We start from the raw sequence: 16,546 nt of genomic DNA, 5'->3' as shown, positions 1-16,546 counted from the left end.
GGGACAGAACCCGCCGCCGCGACCAATAGGGACAGTGGATCAGCCGGCCATGAACGTGTTGTAGGCCGACGCCAGCTCACCGGGGAGCACGGTGACGTTGCAGTTGCGCTGGACGTCGCCGATCGGTGCCAGGATGTCGCGCAGCTCGTAGTACTCCGTCGAGTTGGCGGTGAAGTAGCCACGCAGGTTGGCCTCGGCCTCCGGCCGCGGCTGGTTGAACGCGGCCGTGACAGCCTGGTTGGCGCCCGGGTGGGCGTCGAGGTACTGCCGCGCCTGACCCGTCACCGAGCTGACGGTGCCGGAGACCGCGCTGGCGCTGCACTGGCCGGCAGGCTGCGCGGCGGCGGTGGGGGCAGCGATGGTCGCTGCGGCCACGCCCCCGAGGAACGCTGCACCGAGACCGGCCAGACTTCGACGCACGGTGATGTCGTTGAAATTCATGATCAAATGGTCCTTCGAATTGTGGTTCTTGCCTGATGTCCCCGCCCGAATCCAAGATAACCGCGATCAGAAGTGCTCAAACTCGGTCACTGAACGCCGAATTGGCAACGCGCCCAGCGTTACAGCGTCAGCAGTGATGTTCACCTCAGATTGTGTTGAATTCGGTGTTGCGATCGCCGAATCGGACACGAAACCGTGAACGTTCTCATGATTCGGCAGGGACTCTTAGTTGATCGTGATCTGCGTCGTCATCGAATTGTTATCTGCGGAGCCGCTAAATTGACCGCATGCGTGCCGAAACCCGCGATGTGTGGGAGACGATGTCCACCGCCCGCACGATCAGGCGCTTCACCGACGAACCCGTGGACGACGCGTCGTTGCGCCGCTGCCTGGAGGCGGCCACCTGGGCGCCGTCGGGCGCCAATGCACAGTCCTGGCGCTTTGTCGTGCTGCGGTCGGCCGAACAACGTGCGGTCGTCGCCCGGGCCGCCGCGCACGCGTTGCAGGTCATCGAGCCCGTCTACGGGATGAGCCGGCCCGCCGCCGACGACCACAGCCCCCAGGCCCGCAACAACCGGGCCACCTACGAACTGCACGACCGTGCGGCGGAGTTCACCTCGGTGTTGTTCACCCAGAAGCGGTTCCCGACGGCCTCGGAGTTGCTGCTGGGCGGCTCGATCTTCCCGGCCATGCAGAACTTCCTCCTCGCGGCCCGGGCGCAGGGCCTCGGCGCGTGCCTGACCAGCTGGGCGTCGTATGACGGCGAGCGAGTGCTCCGCGAGGCCGTCGGAGTTCCCGACGACTGGATGCTCGCCGGGCACATCGTCGTCGGATGGCCGCGAGGCCACCACGGCCCGCTGCGACGCCGGCCGCTGGCCGCCGCCGTCAACCTGGACCGATGGGACGCTCCGGCGACCGAACTGGTGGCGCGATAGCGTGGTCTCCGTGAAGTTGGACCTGCTGAGCCCCGGCATCGAGGTGGGCCTCGTCACCACGAACCTCGAGGCGATGGTGGCCTTCTACGAGGGATTCCTGGAACTCGAACCACAGGGTGAGATCGAGTTCGAGGGCGGCTCCCAGCGGCGCTACTCGCTGGGCGGCAGCGTGCTCAAGCTCGTCACCTACACCGGCGAGGCGCCCGCACCCGCGGTGCCAGGGGGTGGCCGCGCACAGGCCGGCCTGAGGTACTTCACCATCGGGGTCAACAAGCTGCGGGCTGTCGCCGAGGCGTTCGAGGCCTCCGATTACGAGGTGGTTGAACCGCTGACCGAGTTCGCGCCGGTCCCGGGGATGGGCTGGATGTTCGTCGCCGACCCGGACGGAAACTGGATCGAACTGTTCGGGGTCCTGTGAAGTGAGCTTTCACCCGAATCCACCGGGCACGCCGCCGCAGACGCCGACCTGCTACCGCCACCCCGACCGGCCGACCTACGTCCGCTGCACCCGCTGCAACCGGTTCATCTGCCCGGAGTGCATGCACAGCGCGTCGGTCGGCCACCAGTGCGCGGACTGCGTCGGCGCCGCCGCGCAGACCGTGCGCCCGGTCACCACCACGTTCGGCGCCCGGCAGCAACGGTCCGGCACACCGGTGGTCACGTACACGCTGATCGCGATCAACCTGGCGATGTTCGTCCTGCAGACGGCGTCCACCGGCTTGGAACGCGCGCTGGCGCTGTGGCCGCCCGCCGTCGCCGACGGCGACCTGTACCGACTGCTCACCTCGGCGTTCCTGCACTTCGGAATGGCCCACATCGCCTTCAACATGCTGGCGCTGTACTTCGTCGGCCCGGCGCTGGAGCAGGCACTGGGCCGGCTGCGGTTCAGCGCGCTCTACCTGCTCAGCGCGCTGGGCGGGTCGGTGCTGGTGTACGTGCTCACGCTCAACGCACTGACCGCCGGGGCTTCCGGTGCGATCTTCGGGCTGTTCGGCGCGACGTTCGTGGTGGGGCGCAAGCTGAACATGGACGTGCGCGGGGTGGTCGCCATCATCGGGCTGAACCTGGTCTTCACGTTCATCTATCCGCTGTTCACCTCGCAGAACATCAGCTGGCAGGGGCACATCGGCGGGCTCGTCACCGGTGCGGCGGTGGCCGCGATCTACGCCTACGCACCACGCAACCAGCGCAACCTGGTGCAGGGCGGGGCGACGGCAGCGATCCTGGTGCTGTTCGTCGCGCTGATCTGGTGGCGCACCGCCGACCTGCGCGCGATGTTCGGGATGGGCTGACCGGCGGGGCTAAGCCCGCGCGACCGTTACGGCCTCGAGTACCGCCAGGTGGTCGTCGACGGTCCGCAGACCCGCTCCCATCGTGTTGACCGACAGATGGGTGGCACCGCGGTCGGCCCACGCACCGATCGCCGTGGCGACCTCGTCGAGGTCCCCCTGCCAGGTGACGCGACCCTCCATACCGACCTGCGACGGATCTCGGCCGGCGTCCCGGGCGGCTGCGTCGACGATCGCCTTGGCTTCGTCGAGGGCGGGCCCGGGCGCCATCATCGGGAACCATCCATCGGCCATCCGGCCGGCGCGGGCGAACCCCTTTGGCGCCGCAGCGCCGATCCACAGCGGAATCGGCCGTTGCACCGGTAGCGGCGCGATGCCGGCGCCGGTCACGCGGTGGTAGCGGCCCTCGAACGTCACCGACCGCTGCGTCCACAGCAACCGGAGTAGCTCGAGCTGCTCCTCGCAGCGTTTCCCGCGGTTGGTGAACTGCTCGCCGAGTGCCTCGTACTCCACGGCGTTCCAGCCCACGCCCACCCCGAACCGCAGCCGCCCGCCGCTGAGCAGATCCACCTCGGCGGCCTGCTTGGCCACCAGCGCCGTCTGCCGCTGCGGCAGGATGATCACGCCGGTGACCAACTCCACGGTGCTGGTCAGTGCCGCCAGATAACCGAGCATCACCAGCGGCTCGTGGAACGTGGTGTCGATGTCGTAGGGACCCGCCCAGCCCCGGTGCACAGCCGGGTCGGCCCCCACGACGTGGTCGTAGGCGAGCACGTGGGTGTAGCCGAGTTCCTCGACCCGCTGGCCGTAGGCGCGCACCGCCCCCGGGTCGCCGCCGAGTTCTGTCTGCGGGAACACCACACCGATGCGCATACCAGCAGCCAACCATCCCGGTGCGGAGAATCTTCCGCGACAGGGTATGAAAGGAAGGATGCTGGGCCTACCCGACCGGATACGCGCGTGCCTGTTCGACCTCGATGGTGTGCTCACCGACACCGCCAGCGTGCACCGGCGGGCCTGGAAGACGATGTTCGACGAGTATCTGCGCGCCCGCAGCACCCAGACCGGGGAGCTGTTCGTGGAGTTCGACGCCGGTGCGGACTACGAGACCTACGTCGACGGCAAGCCCCGCGAGGACGGTATCCGGTCGTTTCTGGGCAGCCGCGGCATCACCGCGGCGGAGGCCGACGAGGCCGCGGTGACCGAGTTGGGCAGCCGGAAGAACGAACTGTTCCTCGAGCACCTGCGCACCGACGGGGTCGAGGTGTTCGAGGGATCCCGGCGGTACCTGCAGGCCGCTGCCGAAGCAGGTCTGCGGCGCGCCGTGGTGTCCTCCAGCGCCAACACCCGCGAGGTCCTCGAGCTGACCGGTCTGGACCGCTTCGTCGAGCACCGCGTCGACGGGGTCACGCTGCGCACCGAGAACATGCCGGGAAAGCCTGCGCCGGACGCATTCCTGCGTGCCGCACAACTGCTCGACGTCAGCCCGGCGGAGGCAGCGGTGTTCGAGGATGCGCTGTCCGGGGTGGCTGCGGGACGAGCCGGGAGTTTCGGCCTGGTGGTCGGAGTCGACCGCACAGGACAGTCAGAAGCGTTACGGGACAACGGCGCCGACATCGTCGTCACCGACCTCGGGGAGCTGCTCTCGCCATGATGATCACCGACGAGGCGTTCCCCGTCGAACCGTGGCATGTCCGGGAGACCGAGCTTCGCCTGGAACTGCTGCCGCAGACCGAGTCGCTGTTCGCGCTGTCCAACGGTCACATCGGGATGCGCGGCAACCTCGACGAAGGTGAACCCCACGGTCTGCCCGGCACCTACCTCAACGGGTTCTACGAGATCCGCCCGCTGCCGTATGCCGAAGCGGGGTACGGCTATCCCGAAGACGGCCAATCGGTGGTGGACGTCACCAACGGAAAGCTGATCCGGCTGCTCGTAGAGGATGAGCCGTTCGACATCCGGTACGGCGAATTGCTCTCGCACGAAAGAACTCTCGACATGCGCGCGGGCACCCTGCTGCGCACTGCCGAATGGCGTTCGCCGGCGGGCAAGCAGATCCGGATGAAGTCGACGCGGCTGGTGTCGCTGTCGCAACGGGGACTGGCCGCCATCGAGTACGAGGTGGAGGCGGTCGACGACGTCCGCATCACGGTGCAGTCCGAGCTGATCGCCAACGAGGACCAGCCGGCGCCCTCCGACGACCCGCGGGTGGCGGCGGTGCTGGTGAATCCGCTCGAGCCGGTTGGGCACGAGGTCAGCGACCGCGGGGCAGCCCTGATCCACCGAACCCGCGGCACCGAGTTGATGGTCGCCGCCGCGATGGATCACGTCGTGGAGGCGCCCGGCCGGGTGGAGGTCAGCGGCGACGCCGGCGAGGACTGGGCCCGCACCACGGTGGTCTGTGGCCTGAAGGCCGGCGAACGACTGCGCATCGTCAAGTTCGTGGGATACGGGTGGTCGAGCCTGCGCTCCCGCCCGGCGCTCGGTGATCAGGTGGCGGCCGCGATCGCCAGCGCACGCTACACCGGGTGGCAGGGGCTGCTGGACGCCCAGCGCGGGTACCTCGACGAATTCTGGGACTGCGCCGACGTCGAGGTCGACGGTGACCCCGACTGCCAGCAGGCGGTGCGGTTCGGGCTGTTCCACGTCATGCAGGCCAGCGCCCGCGCGGAGCAGCGCGCCATCCCCGGCAAGGGGCTCACCGGGACCGGGTACGACGGTCATTCCTTCTGGGACACCGAGGGATACGTGCTGCCGGTGCTGACCTACACCGCACCCCATGCGGCCGCCGACGCGCTGCGGTGGCGGGCGTCGACGCTGGACCTGGCCCGCGACCGCGCCGCCGAACTGGATCTGAAGGGCGCCAGCTTCCCGTGGCGCACCATTCATGGCGAGGAGTGCTCGGCGTACTGGCCCGCCGGCACCGCCGCCTTCCACGTCAACGCCGCCATCGCGATGGCCTTCGAGCGGTACCGGGTGGTGACCGGTGACGACTCGCTGGAACAGGAATGCGGCCTGGCGGTGCTCGTCGAGACCGCCAGGATGTGGCGATCTCTCGGACACCACGACCGCCACGGGGTCTGGCGCATCGACGGGGTGACAGGGCCCGACGAGTACACCGCGGTGGTGCGGGACAACGTGTTCACCAACCTGATGGCCGCGGCGAACCTGCGGGTCGCCGCCGACGCGTGTACCCGCAACCCCGACGCAGCCGCCGAGTTGGGAGTGGACACCGAGGAGACCGCCGCCTGGCGGGACGCCGCCGACGCGGTACACATCCCGTTCGACGAGGAACTGGGCGTGCATCCGCAGTGCGAGGGCTTCACCACGTTGCGCGAATGGGACTTCACCGAGAACACCCGGTACCCGCTGCTGCTGCACGAACCTTACGTGCGGCTGTACCCCGCACAGGTGATCAAGCAGGCCGACCTGGTGTTGGCGATGCAGTGGCGCAGCCACGAGTTCAGCCCGGAACAGAAGGCCCGCAACGTCGACTACTACGAACGGCGGATGACTCGCGATTCGTCACTGTCGGCGTGCACACAGGCCGTCATGTGCGCCGAGGTCGGTCATCTGGAGCTCGCCCACGACTACACCTACGAGGCCGCGCTGATCGATCTGCGCGACCTGCACCGCAACACCGCCGACGGCCTGCACCTGGCTTCGCTGGCCGGGAGCTGGACCGCGCTGGTCGGTGGATTCGGTGGACTGCGTGACGACGAGGGCGTGCTTGCCCTGGACCCGCACCTTCCCACCGGCATCAACAAGCTGCGATTCCGATTGCGGTGGCGGGACTTCCGGGTGACAGTCGAGGTCGACCACACGGAGGTCACGTACAGTCTGCGCGACGGTCCGCACGGGTCCTTGACCATCCGCCATGCGGGTAAGCCCCTGGAGATCCGCACCGAGTCCCCGACGACGGTGGCGCTGCAACCAGTGGAGCCGCTGCTGGCGCCGCCGCAGCAGCCGCCCGGTCGGGAACCGATGCGCCGCCACGCGGTGCCCTCACGCCCGCTGGTGTGAACCATGGTCGAGGATGCGCTGGACCAGCTCTACTCGGCGAGACCCGACGAATTCACGGCGCTGCGTGCCGAACTGGCCGCCAGGGCCAAGGACGACGGTGACCCGGACGCGGCTCGCCGGATCGCCGCCAGCCGCAAACCCACGACCGCGGCGTGGGTCGTCAACGTCCTGGTGCTGAGGGGAACGGCCCGGACCAGGTTGACCGATCTGGGAACCAGGCTGCGTGAGGCGCACGCGGCGATGGATGGCGTCGCGATCCGGACGCTGACCGCCGAACAGCGCAGACTCGTCGACGAACTGGCGCGTGACGGGTTTCGCGCCGCGGGACTGACGAACCCTGCTGCAGCCGTGCGTGATTCGGTGACCACGACCTTGCAGGCGGCCATCGCCGACCCCGATGTCGCCGCTCGGCTGGGCCGTCTGAGCAAGGCCGAACAATGGTCCGGCTTCGGTGAATTCGGCTCCACCGCAGCTGTTTCGACGGTCGCGAAGGGCAAGGCGACCGAACGGGTCACCCGGCCGCGACCGGAACCGGCGAAGCGGCCGTCGGCCGGTGACCGGCGCAGGCAGCAGGCCCGCGCCGAGCTCGCCGCGGCCGAGCGTGCGAAGGCGGACGCCGACGAAGCGCTCACCGAGCTGCAGGCCGACCTCGCTGCCGCGCGGCTGCGTCACCAGGATGCGCAGCGCAGACTGGCCGACGCCGAGCAGGCGCTGACCGCCGCGCGGGACGCCTACGAGGCCGCCAAGCGGGCCGGCCGGGACGCGGCCGCCGCGGTGAAGGCGGCCAAGCTGACGCTGAAGAAAATCCCCGACTAGACATCACCCGTTCCCGGCGCCGCGCTATCTTTCTCAGGGCAGCTCGTCGCGACCGTGCGATAAGCGAAATACTCAGCGCCCCGCTTAATTTCGGGAGATTCGACATGCAGTCCGACATCCGCCGGGCGGTCACCGGAGCGTCCATAGGAAACGCGGTCGAGTGGTTCGACTTCGCGATCTACGGTTTCCTGGCGACCTTCATCGCCGCCCGGTTCTTCCCGGCCGGAAACGACACCGCGGCACTGCTGAACACGTTCGCGATCTTCGCCGCCGCGTTTTTCATGCGTCCGCTCGGCGGGTTGTTCTTCGGGCCGCTCGGCGACCGCATCGGCCGCCAGCGGGTACTGGCGCTGGTGATCCTGCTGATGTCGGGCGCCACGCTGTGCATCGGGCTGCTCCCGACCTACGACGCCATCGGCGTCGCCGCCCCATTGCTGTTGTTGGTACTGCGCTGCCTGCAGGGCTTCTCCGCCGGCGGAGAGTACGGCGGCGGCGCGGTCTATCTGGCCGAGTACGCCACCGATGCACGCCGCGGGGTGACCGTCACCTTCATGGTGTGGTCCGGAGTGCTCGGCTTCCTGATGGGTTCGGTGACGGTGACGCTGCTGCAGGCGCTGCTGCCCGCAGCGGCGATGGAGAGCTACGGCTGGCGGATCCCGTTCCTGATCGCCGGGCCCCTGGGCCTCGTCGGCCTCTACATCCGGCTACGCCTTGCCGACACCCCGCAGTTCGCCGAGCTGCGCAACACCGATCAGACCGCCGACTCCCCGCTGCGGGAGGCGCTCTCGACCGGGTGGCGGCAGATCCTGCAGGTGATCGGCATGATGATCGTGTTCAACATCGGCTACTACGTGGTCTTCACTTTCCTGCCCAACTACTTCATCAGCACGCTGAACTTCTCCAAGACCGACGCGTTCCTCTCGATCACTCTTGCCAGCATGGTGGCACTGGTCCTGATTCTGCCGCTGGCGATGCTCTCCGACCGGATCGGGCGCCGACCCCTGCTCATCGGCGGCGCCGTGGCGTTCGCCGTGCTCGGGTACCCGCTGTTCCTGCTGATGAACTCGGGCTCACTGACCGCCGCGGTCACTGCCCACTGTGCGCTGGCCGCCATCGAGGCGGTCTACGTCTCGGCCGCGGTGTCGGCCGGGGTGGAGTTGTTCGCCACCCGGGTCCGGTTCAGCGGCTTCTCGGTCGGCTACAACGTCTGCGTGGCGGTGTTCGGCGGCACCACGCCCTACATCGTCACCTGGCTCACCGCGGCGACCGGCAACGTCATCGCCCCCGCCTACTACCTGGTCATCGCCGCGGTCGTGTCGCTGGGGACCGTGCTGACGCTGCGGGAGTCGGCGGCCAGGCCGCTCACGCAGGTGGGAGCAGGGGTGGGGACACCGTTAGGCTGGGCTCCAGATGAACGATCGACGGAAGGCAGGGGAGCTCACCGATGAAGGTCCAAGTGTTGCCCTACGTCACCGTCGAGGTCGACGACCGGGTGCGGCGCAGGCTGCGCGTCGCAGGTGAGCGGCTCCGGATCAATCTGCGCGCCTACCTGCGCAGCGCGGCCGACGACGTCGACGCCGCCGGGGACCGGGTGCGCGGGATGTGCGAGCGCGCCGTCGACCGCGTCGACTCGGCGGTGGCCACCGTCAACGACAAGCTCGGGCCGCCGGAATCCCCGTCCCGCCCGCACCTGCGGATTGTCGACGAGGCGAGTTAGGTCTTCAGGCTCACACCCTCAGGTTGAGACCCGACCGCTTCGCCCACCGACGAAGAAGGATCCGGCCAGCACCACCAGGCCGACGACCGCGACCGGGATCGCCCAGGAACGACGCGAGGACAGCGCCGACTCGCACTCGGCGACGTAATCGGTGTGCGGCACGATCTCATTGAGCACAGGAAGGTTGGCCAGATTGCCGCTGTCAGCGTCGCGGGCCTCCGACATGTCGGCCGCGATCCCGTTGCCGCAGCCGATGCTGGCGTCGGGCCCGGAGACCGAGACGGGCATCAACAGCGCGATGACGCCTACCAACAGCAACGCCACTCCGGCGATCATGACCACTCGTCGCAAATTCATGCCCGGGGTAATGCCCAGTTCCCGGGCGCTGAAACAAGATCGATCGAATCGCGGCCCCGGCCGGGCTGGGCGGCGCGCGCCGAAGTGTGCTGTCCTTGTCCAGGGACCGTGAGCTGAAGGGAGCCTGACACCCGTGGGAGGCCCAGTCATCGGCCATGGTCTGACCGTGCTGCTCGCGCTGCTCGCCGCCGTGTTCCTGGCGATCGGCATCGTGGTGCGCCAGCGGGCCACCCTGGATGTGCCGGCCGAGCACGGGGTGAGCCCGGTGATGTTCCAGACGCTGCTGCGCCGGCCGCTGTGGTGGGCGGGTACCGGGGCGGCGATCACCGGGTTCGTGTTCCAGGCGCTCGCGCTGGCCAACGGGTCGCTGCTGCTGGTCCAGCCCATTCTCACGTCGGCGTTGTTGTTCGCGCTGCCGCTCAGCGCCCGGCTGGCGCACCGGCGGGTCACCCGCGCCGAGTGGGGATGGGCGACGCTGCTGACGATCGCGCTCGCGGTGTTCGTGGTGCTGGCCAAAGCCCGCCCCGGTGACTACGAAGCCTCGCTGACCACGTCCGCGGTGGTCGCCGTGGTGTGCACCGCGGCGGTTTCTGCGTGCGTGATCGTGGCAGTGCGAACCGCCGGCTGGCGACGGGCGGTGCTGCTCGCGGTCGCGGTCGGCGTGCTGTTCGGGGTCGTGGCGGTGCTCACCAAGCTGGTCATGCACGTGCTGACCCACCAAGGGCTGGCCGCGGTGCTGACGACGCCGGTCCCCTACCTGCTGGTGCTGCTGGGAGTGCTGGGCGTGCTGGTGCAGCAGTCGGCGTTCCACGCCGGGTCGCTACAGACCTCGGTGCCGACGATGCTGGTGCTCGAACCCGTGATCGCGGTGCTCCTCGGCGCGGTGGTCCTCGGGGAACACCTCGACGTCGGACGGTGGGACGCCGTCGCGATCGCGATCGCCACCGTGGCGATGGCCGCCGGCACCATCGCCCTGGGCAGGGACGAGGGCGCCTACGAGGAACAACTCGAGGCGGAGATCGCCGAGCGGCGCTGAGTCCCCGCCGAGCGGCGCTGAGTCCCCGCCGAGCGGCGCCGAGATTCAGACCTCCGGCAACGGTGAGGCCGGCGAGGCCCGCCAGGACGACCACCGGGTGATCTGCACGGCGACGACCGGGCCGTCGAGCTCGATCCTCTGGTACTGGTGGTACTTGGCCCGCAGCAACGCGTAGCCGGTCGCCATCTGTTCGCCGCGGTGATGGATGGTGGCGGTGCCGTCGGCGCGCACCCACCACAGCCGGGACCAGTCGTCGTCATAGTGATCGACCAGCAGACTCACCGTGGGGTTGGCCTCGATGTTGACCAGGCGGCGCAGCCGCTGGGTGGTCTTGGGTTTCGCGTCGATGGCCGTGTACAGCAGGTCGTGGCGACCTTCGGGCAGCGCGAAGACCACCGGCACCAGGTGCGGCGCGGCACCGGCGCCGGTGGTGCCCAGCACGGCGACGGGGGCGGCTGCGAATGCCGCGGCAGCATCAGAATCCGGCATCACTCCAGGGTAAGGTTCCCACGGCCCGGTGTATCCGTTCACTGTGCAGTCGCGCTGCGGTAACCACCGAGCCACTGTGCAGTCTCCTGCTCATCGGAAGGTTCGGCAATGAACTTCTCGCGGATCACCGCACAGTTGCTGTCCGGGGTCACCACCAGAGCTCTCGCCGTCGCGGCATCAGCGGTGCTGGTCTCCGGCGCGGTCGGCTGTGCACCTCCCGAGAGCGACAACTCGGGCGCCGAGACGGCGTCCGGGGTGAAGGCCGGCGAGGCCACCTCCGCGCAGGACTTCGGCGGCATGGAGGGCCTCGTCGAAGCGGCGCAGGCCGAGGGCGAGCTCAACGTGATCGCACTGCCCCCGGACTGGGCCAACTACGGCGCGATCATCGCGGCTTTCTCGGACAAGTACGGAATCAAGGTCAATTCCGCGCAGCCGGACGCGTCCAGCCAGGACGAGATCAACGCCGCCAACCAGCAGAAGGGCCGCAGCACCGCCCCCGACGTGTTCGATCTCGGTCAGGCGGTGGCGCTCGCGAACACCTCGATGTTCGCGCCGTACAAGGTCGCGACATTCGACGACATCCCGGCCGCGTTCAAGGATTCCGAGGGCGCCTGGGTCAACGACTACGGGGGCTACATCTCGATCGGGTTCGACTCCGCCAAGGTGCCTGCGGTGACCGGGGTGGACGACCTACTCGAGCCGGAGTACCGGGGCATGGTGGCGCTCAACGGCGACCCGACGCAGGCCGGTGCCGCGTTCTCCGGCGTTCTGATGGTCGCGCTGTCGCAGGGCGGCTCCGTCGAGGACATCGCCCCCGGCGTCGAGTTCTTCCGCAAGCTGAAGCAGGCAGGCAACTTCCTGCCGGTCGACCCGACGCCGGCCACCATCGAGTCCGGGCAGACCCCGGTGGTCATCGACTGGAACTACACCAATGCCGCCCAGACCAAGAGCCTGCCCTCCTGGCAGATCATCGTGCCTCCGGACAACCCGGTCGCCGGCTACTACTACCAGGCGATCAACAAGGACGCACCGCATCCCGCCGCGGCCAGGCTGTGGCAGGAATTCCTCTACAGCGACGAGGGCCAGAACCTGTTCGCCCAGGGCGGAGTGCGGCCGGTACGGGCCGACAACATGATCGCCGACGGCATCCTCGACGAGAAGCTCGCAGCCTCGATGCCCGTCGTCGACGGACCGGTGACCGTGCCGACGCCCGCGCAGACCGAGGCGGCCGCGAAGTATCTGGCGGACAACTGGGCCGCTGCAGTGGGCTGAGATGCCCACCGGCCGAGGCGTCGCACGCCGGATCCGGGAGCTGCTGCCGCTGCTGCCGTTCCTGACCGTCGTCGTCCTCTTCCTGGTCATCCCGACGGTCACCGTCGTCGTGGGCTCGGTGTACGACGACGGGGTGTTCTCGCTGGAGCGCATCGCGGCGCTGTTCAGTGGTACCGCGTTGGCGGCGCTGGCCGACAGCGTGCTGCTCTCCGGTGCGACCGCCCTGCTGGGCGCGGTGCTCGGGGCCGTGCTGGCGTGGCTGATCGTCAACAGCCCCGCCACGTCCATGGTGCGCCGCGCGGTGCTCTCGCTGTGCAGCGTGCTCGCCCAGTTCGGCGGTGTGGCACTGGCTTTCGCGTTCCTGGCGACGGTGGGCCTCAACGGTGTGCTGACGCTGTGGGTGCAGCAGGTCTTCGGGTGGAACCTGGCGGGCTCCGGTTGGCTGTACGGCCTGGGCGGGTTGATCCTGGTCTACACGTACTTCCAGATCCCGCTGATGGTCATCGTGTTCGTCCCGGCGCTGGAAGGGCTGCGCGACCAGTGGCGCGAGGCCGCGGTCAGCCTCGGAGCCTCGTCGTGGGCGTACTGGCGGGAGGTGGCTATTCCGCTGTTGACGCCGGCCTTCCTCGGGTCGGCGTTGTTGTTGTTCGCCAACGCATTCGCCGCCTACGCGACCGCCGCCGCCCTGGTGAGCCAGGGCAGCCCGATCGTGCCGCTGTTGATTCGCGCCTCGCTGGTCAGCGAAGTGGTGCTGGGGCAGGAGGGCTTCGCGTACGCGCTGGCGCTGGAGATGATCGTGGTGGTGGCGCTGGTGATGGGCGTCTACAACTTCCTGGTCCGCCGCAGCGCGCGGTGGCTGTCATGAGGACCGCGGTGCGGGGCGGGCTGTGGGTGGTCTTCGGACTGTTCTTCGGTTTCCCGCTGTACGCGATGGCTGACTTCTCCACCCGCAACCTTCTCGGGGACGGGCGGACCTGGCAGGCGTGGGCGAACCTGGTCACCGACGATGCTCTGTACCAGGCCATCGTGGTGTCGTTGCTGCTCGCGGTGTTCACCGTGGCGGCGATGCTGGCGTTGTTGGTGCCGACGATGATCTGGGTGCGGTTGCGGGCCCGGTGGATGAGTGGAGTGCTCGAGTTCTGCTGCCTGCTGCCGCTGACGATCCCGGCGCTGGTGATCGTCGTCGGATTGCGCAACGTCTACCTGTGGGTGACCTACCTCCTCGGCGAATCGGCGCTGACGTTGACGTTCGTCTATGTGATCGTGGTGCTGCCGTTCGCCTATCGCGCCCTCGACGCGGCACTGTCGGCGATCGACCTGCAGACTCTGGCCGAAGCCGCCAGATCCCTTGGCGCCAGCTGGATGTCGACAGTCTTGCGGGTGGTGGTACCCAACATCTGGCCGGGAATCCTGTCCGCTGCCTTCATCTCCATCGCGGTGGTCCTCGGCGAGTACACCATCGCGTCGCTGAGCGGATACGAGACATTGCAGGTCCAGATCGTGCTGATCGGGAAGAGCGACGGCCCGACGTCGGTCGCGGCATCCCTGGCCACCCTGCTGTTCGGGTTCGTGCTGCTGCTCATCCTGTCGCTGGTCACCCGTGGCCGACGCAGACGCCGCGAGGCGATCCCGGGAGCAACCGGATGAGCCGCCACAGTGGCGGGGTGGCCGTCGCGCTGACCGACCTCACCCGGGTGTACGGCAGCACCAGAGCCCTCGACGGCCTGACGCTGCACATCGAGCCAGGGGAACTGGTGGTGCTGCTGGGGCCCTCGGGCTGCGGCAAGACCACCGCGCTGAGAATCCTCGCCGGCCTGGACGACGCGACGTCGGGCACGGTGTCGGTCGGCGGGACCGACCTGGGCAGGGTGGCCGCCAACAAGCGGGACATGGGGATGGTGTTCCAGGCCTACAGCCTGTTCCCCCACCTGACTGTGCTCGACAACGTGGCCTTCGGTCTGAAGATGCGCGGAAAAGCCAAGCGGGACAGGCTCGCCCGGGCTTCCGACATGCTGGATCTGGTGGGCCTGACCGCCCATGCCGGCAAGTACGCCGCCGAACTCTCCGGCGGCCAGCAGCAGCGGGTCGCGCTGGCCCGGGCGCTGGCGATCCAGCCGCGGGTCCTGCTGCTCGACGAGCCGCTGTCGGCCTTGGACGCCAAGGTCCGGACGCAGCTGCGCGAGGAGATCCGCCGGATCCAGCTCGAGGTGGGCACGACAACGCTGTTCGTCACCCACGACCAGGAGGAGGCACTGGCCGTCGCCGACCGGGTCGGCGTGATGCGCCACGGCCGCCTCGAGCAGATCGCCCCACCGGCCGACCTTTACGCCAACCCCGCGACACCGTTCGTCGCGGACTTCGTGGGGCTGAACAACAAAGTGCCGGCGCGGGTTTCCGGCGGTCGCGCGCACCTGCTGGGCGTCTCGGTGCCCGCGCTGGCAGGTTCGGTCACCTCTGGGGCCGGGCTGGCAATGGTGCGCCCGGAGACGGTCACCGTCACCGCCGATCGTGCCGGCACGTCGACGGTCAGTGCGGTGTCCTTCCTGGGCGCCATTTCCCGGGTGAGCGTGCTGCTGGCCGACGGTTCGCTGATCGACGCCCAGATGGCCAGCCCCACGGCGCGCAGGTTCGCCGCGGGCGAGCCGGTGACCGTCGGCCTCGAGCCGGGCGGTGTCCTGGTGGTCGCCCGGTGAATTCACACGTCGGCGACGGGCTCGATCCCCAGGTCGCGGTAGCTGACCAGCGCGAAGAACGGCACACCGCGCCGAGCGAAGCGCCCGGCGGCGACGTCGCCCCGGTCGACCATCGGGATCACCCCGGTGGGTACCGCGCCCAGCGCCGTCACCCGCTCCAGCGCGATCTCGGTGGAGCCGCCGGTGCTGATGACATCGTCGACAAGCAGCACCCTGGTGCCGGGTTGTAGCCGGGTGCCCTCGATCCACTGCTCACGTCCGCGGCTCTTCTGTTCCTTGCGCACCGAGAACCACGCCTTGCCGGTCACCATGGCGACCCCGTGAGCCAGCGGGTCGGCGCCCATCGTCAGACCGCCGACCGCGTCGAACTCGATACCGTTGAGCGCGGCCAGATCCGCGACCGCCCTGGACACGATGGTGAGCCGCTCACCGGTGTCGACGGCGTACTTGCCGTCGATGTAGTCGTGGCTGAGCTGGCCGCTGACCAGCCGGAACGGCTCGTCGCGGCGTTCGTGGCCACGGGTGCGGATCAGGTCGAATGCCGCCTGCCAGGTCTCCGGGCGCTGCTGTTCAGCCATACCGGCGATCGTATTGCACGGTGGTGGGCCCCTCAGCCCTGGCGTGCCCGTCGTGTCAGTTCAACTGTTGCCGCACGTAATTCGTCAATGGAATCGATCGGTTCGGCGTATCCGATGCGGGTGTAGGCCAGTCCGCGGTCGGTGGTCAGCCGGAGATCCAGTCCGTAGCGGTCCAGCCCGGTGCACACTGCGGCGGTGGTGTCGGGATACCCGCCGAGCGTGCGGGCCATCTGGGCGAGCGCGGCGGCATGATCGTCGTTGAGGTGGGTCACCGCGCCGGCCGACAGCGGTGTCACCGGGTCGGGTCGAGCGTCGGCGTAATCCCGGCCGCTGGTCGAGTCCATGCGGCCGTAGCCGCCGACCCACCGCACCCGGGCCACCCGCAACACCCACAGCGAGAAGTCGGTGTAGTCGATGTAGTACCTGGCCGCGTCCACGGCAGCCAGGTGTGCCTCCCGCGCGGCGGCCCGTTCGTCGCCTTCGGGCTCGGTGACATGGCCGGCCAGCGTGATCCGGCCGGTGGCCAGCGGGTCGGACTGGGTGCCGGGAGCGACGATGGCGATGCTGGCCCGCGGGTCCCCGGCCAGGTTGCGGCCGTGCTCGGCGAGGTTGGACACACACAGCACCGGCGCGCCGCCGAGCAGGCCGTAGGTGACGAACGACGCCCACGGATCACCGTCCGCGGTCAATGACGCCAGCGTGCCGGTGTTCGTCGAGGCGGCGATGGTGCGGGCCTCCTCGGCTGCCGACGGTCGGATCGTGTTGACCGGATCGGTCAGCGGGGGAGGCACGGTCGGCGCATCTCCCGGGTCGCCATGATCGCGTGTCGCACCGCCGGAGGTCACGTCGGCACGATAGCGCGTGCGCTCGGGTGATTCATCCCCCGCCGTCCTGGGTAGG

At 69.0% G+C, this 16,546-nt stretch carries 19 protein-coding genes; 13 read left to right on the top strand and 6 right to left on the bottom strand.

Annotation, left to right across the window (positions count from 1 at the left end; all coding sequences use genetic code 11):
• Positions 1–39 precede the first annotated feature (39 nt).
• Positions 40–441, bottom strand: a complete 402-nt coding sequence (locus G6N53_RS03230; protein WP_163887082.1) for a heme-binding protein — start codon at positions 439–441, stop codon at positions 40–42.
• Positions 442–728: 287 nt separating this feature from the next.
• Between G6N53_RS03230 and G6N53_RS03225 the strand changes: the two genes are divergently transcribed.
• Genes G6N53_RS03225 through G6N53_RS03215 form a run of 3 tightly spaced genes read left to right on the top strand, consistent with a single transcriptional unit; the run spans position 729 to position 2,668 of the window.
• Entirely contained in the window at positions 729–1,376 is a 648-nt protein-coding gene (locus tag G6N53_RS03225) for a nitroreductase family protein (RefSeq protein WP_237166359.1), read from the top strand.
• 10 nt (positions 1,377–1,386) lie between these two features.
• Positions 1,387–1,794, top strand: a complete 408-nt coding sequence (locus G6N53_RS03220) for a VOC family protein (RefSeq protein ID WP_205390267.1) — start codon at positions 1,387–1,389, stop codon at positions 1,792–1,794.
• 1 nt (position 1,795) lies between these two features.
• Positions 1,796–2,668, top strand: a complete 873-nt coding sequence (locus G6N53_RS03215) for a rhomboid family intramembrane serine protease (protein WP_163887078.1) — start codon at positions 1,796–1,798, stop codon at positions 2,666–2,668.
• 9 nt (positions 2,669–2,677) lie between these two features.
• On the opposite strand, the gene G6N53_RS03210 is transcribed toward G6N53_RS03215, so the two are convergent.
• Entirely contained in the window at positions 2,678–3,538 is an 861-nt protein-coding gene (locus G6N53_RS03210) for an LLM class F420-dependent oxidoreductase (RefSeq protein ID WP_163887076.1), read from the bottom strand.
• A gap of 58 nt (positions 3,539–3,596) precedes the next feature.
• Between G6N53_RS03210 and G6N53_RS03205 the strand changes: the two genes are divergently transcribed.
• From G6N53_RS03205 to G6N53_RS03185, 5 genes are all read left to right on the top strand, one after another.
• Positions 3,597–4,319 carry a beta-phosphoglucomutase family hydrolase gene (locus G6N53_RS03205; RefSeq protein WP_163887074.1) on the top strand — a complete coding sequence of 241 codons (723 nt, stop codon included), beginning with the start codon at positions 3,597–3,599 and terminating at the stop codon, positions 4,317–4,319.
• The gene (locus tag G6N53_RS03200) at positions 4,319–6,688 is read left to right on the top strand and encodes a glycoside hydrolase family 65 protein (RefSeq protein WP_163895399.1); all 2,370 of its coding nucleotides are present in this window, start codon (positions 4,319–4,321) and stop codon (positions 6,686–6,688) included. Before G6N53_RS03205 ends, G6N53_RS03200 begins: the two co-directional genes overlap by 1 nt.
• Before the next feature lie 3 nt (positions 6,689–6,691).
• Positions 6,692–7,504, top strand: a complete 813-nt coding sequence (locus G6N53_RS03195) for a hypothetical protein (RefSeq protein ID WP_163887072.1) — start codon at positions 6,692–6,694, stop codon at positions 7,502–7,504.
• 104 nt (positions 7,505–7,608) lie between these two features.
• On the top strand, positions 7,609–8,952 hold the full coding sequence (locus tag G6N53_RS03190; protein ID WP_163887070.1) for an MFS transporter: 1,344 nt from the start codon (positions 7,609–7,611) through the stop codon (positions 8,950–8,952).
• Positions 8,949–9,221 carry a hypothetical protein gene (locus tag G6N53_RS03185; RefSeq protein ID WP_163887068.1) on the top strand — a complete coding sequence of 91 codons (273 nt, stop codon included), beginning with the start codon at positions 8,949–8,951 and terminating at the stop codon, positions 9,219–9,221. The genes G6N53_RS03190 and G6N53_RS03185 overlap by 4 nt, the downstream gene beginning before the upstream one ends.
• An 18-nt stretch (positions 9,222–9,239) precedes the next feature.
• Here the strand turns inward: G6N53_RS03185 and G6N53_RS03180 are convergent, their stop codons facing one another.
• A complete protein-coding gene (locus tag G6N53_RS03180) occupies positions 9,240–9,578 on the bottom strand; it encodes an aminopeptidase (RefSeq protein ID WP_163887066.1) in 339 nt (112 codons plus the stop codon).
• Between the two features lie 133 nt (positions 9,579–9,711).
• Here G6N53_RS03180 and G6N53_RS03175 point away from each other — a divergent pair, with 133 nt between their 5' ends.
• Complete coding sequence (locus G6N53_RS03175; RefSeq protein WP_237166357.1) at positions 9,712–10,614, top strand: DMT family transporter; 903 nt, start codon at positions 9,712–9,714, stop codon at positions 10,612–10,614.
• Between the two features lie 45 nt (positions 10,615–10,659).
• On the opposite strand, the gene G6N53_RS03170 is transcribed toward G6N53_RS03175, so the two are convergent.
• The gene (locus tag G6N53_RS03170) at positions 10,660–11,103 is read right to left on the bottom strand and encodes a TIGR03668 family PPOX class F420-dependent oxidoreductase (protein WP_163887064.1); all 444 of its coding nucleotides are present in this window, start codon (positions 11,101–11,103) and stop codon (positions 10,660–10,662) included.
• Between the two features lie 108 nt (positions 11,104–11,211).
• On the opposite strand from G6N53_RS03170, the gene G6N53_RS03165 reads away from it, so the two are divergent.
• From G6N53_RS03165 to G6N53_RS03150, 4 genes are read left to right on the top strand one after another with little or no spacing between them, the layout of a single operon-like run.
• Positions 11,212–12,375 carry an ABC transporter substrate-binding protein gene (locus G6N53_RS03165; RefSeq protein WP_163887062.1) on the top strand — a complete coding sequence of 388 codons (1,164 nt, stop codon included), beginning with the start codon at positions 11,212–11,214 and terminating at the stop codon, positions 12,373–12,375.
• Between the two features lies 1 nt (position 12,376).
• Positions 12,377–13,240: an ABC transporter permease gene (locus tag G6N53_RS03160; protein ID WP_163887060.1), complete on the top strand. Its 864-nt coding sequence runs from the start codon at positions 12,377–12,379 to the stop codon at positions 13,238–13,240.
• Positions 13,237–14,022, top strand: coding sequence for an ABC transporter permease (locus tag G6N53_RS03155; protein WP_163887058.1), 786 nt, complete (start codon positions 13,237–13,239; stop codon positions 14,020–14,022). The genes G6N53_RS03160 and G6N53_RS03155 overlap by 4 nt, the downstream gene beginning before the upstream one ends.
• On the top strand, positions 14,019–15,068 hold the full coding sequence (locus G6N53_RS03150) for an ABC transporter ATP-binding protein (protein WP_163887056.1): 1,050 nt from the start codon (positions 14,019–14,021) through the stop codon (positions 15,066–15,068). The genes G6N53_RS03155 and G6N53_RS03150 overlap by 4 nt, the downstream gene beginning before the upstream one ends.
• A 2-nt stretch (positions 15,069–15,070) precedes the next feature.
• Here the strand turns inward: G6N53_RS03150 and G6N53_RS03145 are convergent, their stop codons facing one another.
• Together G6N53_RS03145 and G6N53_RS03140 are read right to left on the bottom strand one after the other, a co-directional pair.
• Positions 15,071–15,646 carry an orotate phosphoribosyltransferase gene (locus G6N53_RS03145; RefSeq protein ID WP_163887054.1) on the bottom strand — a complete coding sequence of 192 codons (576 nt, stop codon included), beginning with the start codon at positions 15,644–15,646 and terminating at the stop codon, positions 15,071–15,073.
• Between the two features lie 32 nt (positions 15,647–15,678).
• Complete coding sequence (locus G6N53_RS03140; RefSeq protein WP_163887052.1) at positions 15,679–16,491, bottom strand: HugZ family pyridoxamine 5'-phosphate oxidase; 813 nt, start codon at positions 16,489–16,491, stop codon at positions 15,679–15,681.
• Positions 16,492–16,546 lie beyond the last annotated feature (55 nt).

Origin of the sequence: Mycolicibacterium hippocampi, from assembly GCF_010723735.1 — a bacterium.
In the GTDB taxonomy this organism is placed as follows: domain Bacteria; phylum Actinomycetota; class Actinomycetes; order Mycobacteriales; family Mycobacteriaceae; genus Mycobacterium; species Mycobacterium hippocampi.
This window is presented reverse-complemented; position numbering and strand designations above follow the sequence as displayed.